This is a genomic window from uncultured Porphyromonas sp. (assembly GCF_938046015.1).
Taxonomy (GTDB): Bacteria; Bacteroidota; Bacteroidia; order Bacteroidales; family Porphyromonadaceae; genus Porphyromonas.
In genome coordinates this window covers 24,865-31,580 of record NZ_CALIXW010000011.1, presented here as the reverse complement: position 1 = coordinate 31,580, position 6,716 = coordinate 24,865, and the positions used below count along the sequence as shown (strand labels likewise).

5 protein-coding genes are annotated in these 6,716 nt (G+C 62.7%); all 5 read left to right on the top strand.

What is annotated here, in order from left to right:
* The first annotated feature begins 207 nt into the window (after positions 1 to 207).
* The 5 genes from Q0248_RS01420 to kdsA are packed head-to-tail and all read left to right on the top strand — an operon-like array spanning position 208 to position 6,707.
* Positions 208 to 2,220, top strand: coding sequence for an LptF/LptG family permease (locus Q0248_RS01420; protein WP_299318854.1), 2,013 nt, complete (start codon positions 208 to 210; stop codon positions 2,218 to 2,220).
* A complete protein-coding gene (locus Q0248_RS01415) occupies positions 2,217 to 3,434 on the top strand; it encodes a bifunctional 3,4-dihydroxy-2-butanone-4-phosphate synthase/GTP cyclohydrolase II (protein ID WP_299318852.1) in 1,218 nt (405 codons plus the stop codon). The genes Q0248_RS01420 and Q0248_RS01415 overlap by 4 nt, the downstream gene beginning before the upstream one ends.
* Before the next feature lie 27 nt (positions 3,435 to 3,461).
* Positions 3,462 to 4,958, top strand: a complete 1,497-nt coding sequence (locus Q0248_RS01410) for an IMP dehydrogenase (protein WP_299318849.1) — start codon at positions 3,462 to 3,464, stop codon at positions 4,956 to 4,958.
* A gap of 2 nt (positions 4,959 to 4,960) precedes the next feature.
* A complete protein-coding gene (gene miaA, locus Q0248_RS01405; RefSeq protein ID WP_299318846.1) occupies positions 4,961 to 5,896 on the top strand; it encodes a tRNA (adenosine(37)-N6)-dimethylallyltransferase MiaA in 936 nt (311 codons plus the stop codon).
* Positions 5,897 to 5,903: 7 nt separating this feature from the next.
* Entirely contained in the window at positions 5,904 to 6,707 is an 804-nt protein-coding gene (gene kdsA / locus Q0248_RS01400) for a 3-deoxy-8-phosphooctulonate synthase (RefSeq protein WP_299318843.1), read from the top strand.
* Positions 6,708 to 6,716 lie beyond the last annotated feature (9 nt).

Genomic DNA, 6,716 nt, shown 5'->3' with positions numbered 1-6,716 from the left:
TAGAGCACCTGCCTTACAAGCAGGGGGTCATAGGTTCGAATCCTATTGGGCCCACACCTCAGCGCACTTCGCCCACAGAGCGAGCGCAAGCCATCTACAAGGGAGGGAGTAGTGATCAGAATGGTCGCTACTCCCTCTCCTTTTTCCTTTTGGGGGCTTCGGAGCAAAGACGTATCTTTGTGAACTAAATTAGAGGTAGTAGTAGACGTGTTCAAGATATTAGACCGATACATATACAAGACCTTCCTGCCCCTCTTCGCGATGAGCCTGGTGGTTTGCTGGTTCCTCGTCGTCATGCAGTTCCTGTGGCGCTATGTGGACGAGCTCGTGGGCAAGGGCATGGGTATGTTCGTACTCGGCAAGATTATCTTCTACGCCGCCTTCACCTTCCTCCCGATGGCCATGCCGCTGGGCATCCTGCTGGCCTCACTCATGACCTTCGGCAACCTCGGTGAGCGCCTCGAGCTCCTCTCGATGAAGGCCGCGGGCATGCCCCTCTACCGCATCATGCGCCCACTCTTCCTGCTCGTGGCGGCGATGTCGACGGGGCTCTTCTTCTTCCAGAACGACTTCATGATCAACGCCCAGGTGCAGATGTGGAACCTCGTGCTCTCGGCCAAGACGGCCGCCCCCGAGCTCGAGATCCCGCCGGGCGTCTTCTATACCGGCATCCCAGGCTATAGCCTCTACGCCAAGGAGCGCCTCCCCGAGAACGGCCAGCTACGGCAGCTGATGGTCTACGACATGAGCAAGGGCTACCTCAACCCGCGTATCATACGGGCCGACTCAGGGCGCCTGGTGATGGATAAGAGTAAGAAGTTCCTCGTCCTCAAGCTCTACGATGGACAGAGCTATGAGAACCTCCGTGCCCAGACCTATAATACCTCGACGGAGCCTGTACCCTACATGCTCCCGCACTTCGCCTACAGCGAGACCTTCATCCCCTACAATGCCAACTTCAGCGTCCAGGACGAGAAGCAGCTCGGCGGGCTCTACATCACGAAGAACCTCGCCCAGCTCAGCAAGGCCATCGACTCGACAGCCTTAGTCATCGACAGCACCCGCAGCTACTACGCTACGGCCGTGACGCGCGACCTAGCGGCAGCACACTATCAGGGCTTCAGCTACCCCGCCCTCGACAGCGCCGAGGAGCGCCGCCGCCACAAGGAGCTGCAGCGCCTCAGCGAGCGTATGGCAGGCAGCACGATCGACGGGGATAGCCTCCTGGAGCTCACGACCCTCGGCGACAGCCTGCGTATCGTGACCGGGGCACTGAACCGACTAGAGCAGCAGCAGGGACAGGCGAGCTACTTCCGCGACGACGACGAGGCGACCTTCTACGCCTACCGCACCTTCCGCCAGGAGTGGCACCGCAAGTTCACCACCTGCGTGGCCTGCCTGATCTTCTTCCTCATCGGCGCGCCGCTGGGGGCCATCGTGCGCCGCGGCGGTATCGGGATGCCCGTGATCGTCTCGATCTTCTTCTTTATCATCTACTACAGTATCGACTCACTGGGGACGAACATGCTGCGCAGCGGTGACCTACCCGTATGGCTAGGGATGTGGCTGAGCAACATCGTCCTGCTGCCCGTCGGGATCTACCTCTCCTATCAGGCCAACCGCGACTCCGCCGCGCTCAATGCCGAGGCCTACCTCATCTTCTTCCGCCGCCTCATGGGTACCCTCGGCGTGCGCCAGGTCGTCTATCAGGACTTGACACTCGAGGAGACGGACTACAAGGAAGGTCAGCAGCTCATCATCAGAGCGCTCGCACTGACGAAGGAGCTACGCCGGTCGCCTCAGCTAAGCGCCCCGACACCCAAGCTGTGGCTGCAGGGCGGACGCTTCCCCGAGCTGGAGCAGCTTAGCCAGCAGCTCGACCAGATCGTCGAGGGCCTGCATCACTCCCGTGACCGCCTCCTCGTGGGCAAGCTCAATGACCTGCCCCTACTGCCCGACAGGATCTCGCGCTTCCTCCCGAGGCATCGACTCTACTCCCGTATCCTAGGAGCCTTGCTCCCGATATCCCTGCCACTATCCCTACTGATACGCAGCAATAGGCGCCACCTCAAGGGCGACCTCGACACCACCTACTACAGCCTGCAGACCCTCAGCGAGCTGACGGCGAAGGCCGCCACCCGCGAGGCCGAGACCAAGCTATCCCCAGTCCAAGACGAACCATCCCCCACCACGGAGGACCATATATATAGTATGCAATGAGTGACATCAAGCTAAACACGATAGAGGAGGCCCTCGAGGACTTCCGTAACGGCCAGTTCGTCATCGTCGTCGATGACGAGGATCGAGAGAACGAAGGCGACTTCATCATCGCGGCCGAGAAGGTCACACCCGAGAAGGTCAACTTCATGATGCGCTACGGCCGAGGCGTCCTCTGCGCCCCCATCACCGAGGAGCGCGCCGCAGAGCTCGAGCTCGAGATGCAGGTCCCGAACAATACCTCCGTGCATGAGACCCCCTTCACCGTCACCGTCGATCGCCTCGGCAACGGCTGCACCACGGGCGTCTCTATGTATGACCGCGCGCAGACGATCCTCGCCCTAGCCGACCCCACGATCACGCCGGGAGACCTGGCCCGCCCTGGGCACGTCTGTCCGCTCCGCGCCCGCAGCAAGGGCGTCCTGCGCCGTGCAGGGCACACCGAGGCCGCCGTGGACCTGGCACGCCTAGCAGGCCTACAGCCCGTCGCCGCCCTCATCGAGATCATCAACGACGATGGCACGATGGCGCGCCTACCCCAGCTCTGGGAGATCGCCCAGCGCTTCGGACTCAAGATCATCACCATCAAGGACCTCATCGCCTACCGCCTGCGCACCGAGAGCATCGTAGAGCGTGGCGAGGAGGTACTGATGCCCACGCAGTGGGGACAGTTCCACCTCATCCCCTTCCGACAGAAGAGCAACGGCCTCGAGCACATCGCTCTCCTGAAGGGCGACATCGCTAATGGCGAGCCCGTACTGGTGCGCGTCCACTCCAGCTGTGCTACAGGGGACATCTTCGGCTCGATGCGCTGTGAGTGCGGCGAGCAGCTGCACAAGGCCATGGAGCTCATCGAGAAGGAGGGCCGCGGCCTCATCGTCTACCTCAACCAAGAGGGCCGTGGCATCGGTCTGATGGAGAAGATACGCGCCTACAAGCTCCAGGAGGAAGGGCTCGACACCGTCGATGCCAACCTCCACCTCGGGCACAAGGCCGACGAACGTGACTACGGCGTCGGGGCGCAGATCCTCCAGCAGCTCGGCGTCCGCCAGATGCGCCTGATGAGCAATAACCCCATCAAGCGCGTCGGCCTCGAGGGCTACGGCCTTCAGGTCGTGGAGAGCGTCCCGCTCGAGGTCCAGCCCAACGAACACAACGCCTTCTACATGCAGACCAAGAAGGAACGCATGGGGCACATCCTGCACAAGGTCAAATAAGAGCACAACCCTAATCCCATAAGCATCATGGCTATACTCGTAAACGAAGTATCTCGTACCTTCGGGGAGTACCTCCTCATCCCTGGGCTCACGACGCGCGAATGCACGCCGCAGAACGTCTCGCTACAGACCCCACTCGTGCGCTTCGCCCGTGGCCAGGAGTCTCGCATCCGACTCAACATCCCCTTCGTCTCGGCGATCATGCAGTCGGTATCCAACGACACGCTGGCCATAGAGCTGGCACGCAATGGGGGGCTCTCCTTCATCTTCGGCTCGCAGCCCATCGCAGAGCAGGCCGAGATGGTACGCCGCGTCAAGAAGTTCAAGGCGGGCTTCGTCTCCAGCGACTCCAACATCCGCCCCGATGCTACCCTTCGTGAGGTCCTCGCCCTGCGCCGCCAGACGGGACACTCCACCATAGGCGTCACCGAAGACGGCAGCCCCAACGGCCGTCTCCTCGGCATCGTCACCAGCCGCGACTATCGCCTCGGCGCCACACCCGAGGATGCCCGCGTCGAGGACTTCATGACGCCCTTTGCCAAGCTCAAGGTCGGCCGCCTCGGCATCTCGCTCAAGGAGGCTAACAACATCATCTGGGAGCATAAGCTCAATACCCTACCCATCATCGACGAGCAGGACAAGCTCGTCTACCTCGTCTTCCGCAAGGACTACGACGACCACAAGGAGAACCCCGTGGAGCTATCCAATAAGCATACCAAGGAGCTGCTGGTCGGTGCCGGGATCAATACCCGCGACTTCCGTGAGCGCATCCCAGCCCTCGTCGAGGCAGGTGCCGACGTGCTGTGCATCGACTCCTCGGACGGCTACTCAGAGTGGCAGTATGACACGCTGCGCTGGATCAAGGATACCTACGGCGACAAGGTACTCGTCGGTGCGGGGAACGTGGTCGATGAGGAGGGCTTCCGCTACCTAGCGGACGCTGGTGCGGACTTCGTCAAGGTCGGTATCGGCGGTGGCTCCATCTGCATCACCCGCGAGCAGAAGGGCATCGGCCGCGGGCAGGCTACGGCGATCATCGACGTGGCTCAGGCTCGTGACCGCTACTTCGAGGAGACGGGCCAGTACATCCCTATCTGTAGCGACGGCGGGCTGGTACACGACTATCACATGACGCTGGCCATCGCTATGGGTGCGGACTTCCTGATGATGGGCCGCTACTTCGCCCGCTTCGACGAGTCCCCCACGCGCAAGCTCAAGATCGGTAACAACATCGTCAAGGAGTACTGGGGCGAAGGCTCGAACCGCGCTCAGAACTGGCAGCGCTACGACAGTGGCGGCACCGACGGCCTCAAGTTCGAGGAGGGCGTCGATAGCTATGTCCCCTATGCTGGGAAGCTGAAGGACAACCTAGCGGTGACGCTCGGCAAGATGAAGGCCACGATGTGCAGCTGCGGCTCCACGACGCTGCAGCAGTTCCAGCGTACGGCCAAGATCACGCTCGTCTCCAGTACCTCCATCGTCGAGGGCGGGGCACACGACGTCATCCTCAAGGATAGAGGCTAGGCATGCTGAGCCTCCTCGGGCCTACCGCCTCAGGTAAGACGGCTCTGGCTGTCCAGCTCGCGGATCACCTCGGTGGGGAGCTGCTCAGCGCAGACTCCCGCCAGGTCTACCGCGGGATGGACATCGGCACGGGCAAGGACCTATCCGAGTACGAGCTCGAGGGCAAGCACATCCCCTACCACCTCATAGACATCGTCCCCGCGGGCGAGCAGTACAACCTCTTCGCCTGGCAGCAGGCCTTCCACGAGGCCTATGCTGGGATCGTGGCGCGCGGCGCCCTGCCCATCCTCTGCGGGGGGACGGGGCTCTATGCCGAGAGCGTGTTGGGCGGCTACCAGCTACCCGACGTGACGCCCGACGAAGCCCTGCGCGCCTCGCTGCAGGGGGCTACGATGGAGGAGCTGCGCGAGCGGCTGGCGAGCTACGGCCCGCTGCACAACGTCACCGACCTCGACTCCCCCGCCCGCGCCATCCGCGCCATCGAGATCGCCGACTACATCGCCCAGCAGCGCAGCGCAGGCCTCGCGCACAGCTGCTACCCGCCTATCGACAGCTGTATCCTCTGCCTTGACCTAGAGCGCGAGGAGCGCCGCCAGCGTATCTCGCGCCGCCTCAGGGAGCGCCTCGAGGAGCAGGATATGCTCGGCGAGGTCAGAGGGCTGCTGGAGGCGGGCATAGCCCCCGAGACGCTCCTCCGCTACGGGCTGGAGTACCGCTTCCTCACGCTGCACCTCACGGGCGAGCTCAGCTACGAGGCGATGTACCGCGGCCTTGAGACGGCCATCCATCAGTTCGCCAAGCGGCAGATGACGTGGTTCAGAGGCATGGAGCGCCGCGGCTTCACCCTACACTATATAGATGCCACGCAGCCGCGCTCGGCTCAGCTCGCCGAGGCCCTCAGCCTCTGGGAGCGCTGGCAGCAGCACACTGCAGACTAGACAAGATATGATCCACTACAAAGACCTCACGGCCAGCCCCAACTTCTTCCTCATGGCTGGCCCCTGTGCCATCGAGGACGAGGAGACGCCCCTCTACATCGCGGAGCGCATCGTCGAGCTGACGCATCGCCTCAGTATCCCCTATATCTTCAAGGGCTCGTACCGCAAGGCCAACCGCTCCCGCGTGGATAGCTTCACCGGCATCGGCGACGAGCGTGCGCTGAAGGTACTGCGCCGTGTGCGTGAGACCTTCGACATCCCTGTGGTCACCGACATCCACGAGACGCAGGAGGCGGAGCTAGCGGCCAGCTACGACATCGACGTCCTGCAGATCCCCGCCTTCCTCTGCCGCCAGACCGATCTCATCGCTGCGGCAGCGCGCACGGGCAAGATGGTGAACATCAAGAAGGGGCAGTTCCTCGCCGCCTCAGGCATGGAGCACGCCGCGCACAAGGTCACCGAGTGCGGCAACGAGCAGGTCATCCTCACCGAGCGCGGCAATAGCTTCGGCTACTCCGACCTCGTCGTGGACTTCACTAATATCCCTGCGATGCAAAGCTCGGGCTTTCCCGTCGTGATGGACGTCACACACTCGCTGCAGCGCCCCAATCAGGCCTCGGGCGTCACGGGGGGTAAGCCTCAGCTCATCGAGACCATCGCCAAGGCAGCGGTCGCTGTCGGCGTCGATGGCCTCTTCTTCGAGACGCACCCCGACCCCGCGCGTGCCAAGAGTGACGGGGCGAACATGCTCCCGCTGGAGCTCTTCGGCCCGCTCCTCGAGCGCCTCGTCCGTCTTCGTCAAGCCCTCTAGTTCCCCACC

Coding starts and splice junctions, on each gene's coding strand:
- Q0248_RS01415 (WP_299318852.1), top strand. CDS start 2,217: ATGAGTGACATCAAGCTAAACACGATAGAGGAGGCCCTCGAGGACTTC.
- miaA (WP_299318846.1), top strand. CDS start 4,961: ATGCTGAGCCTCCTCGGGCCTACCGCCTCAGGTAAGACGGCTCTGGCT.
- Q0248_RS01410 (WP_299318849.1), top strand. CDS start 3,462: ATGGCTATACTCGTAAACGAAGTATCTCGTACCTTCGGGGAGTACCTC.
- kdsA (WP_299318843.1), top strand. CDS start 5,904: ATGATCCACTACAAAGACCTCACGGCCAGCCCCAACTTCTTCCTCATG.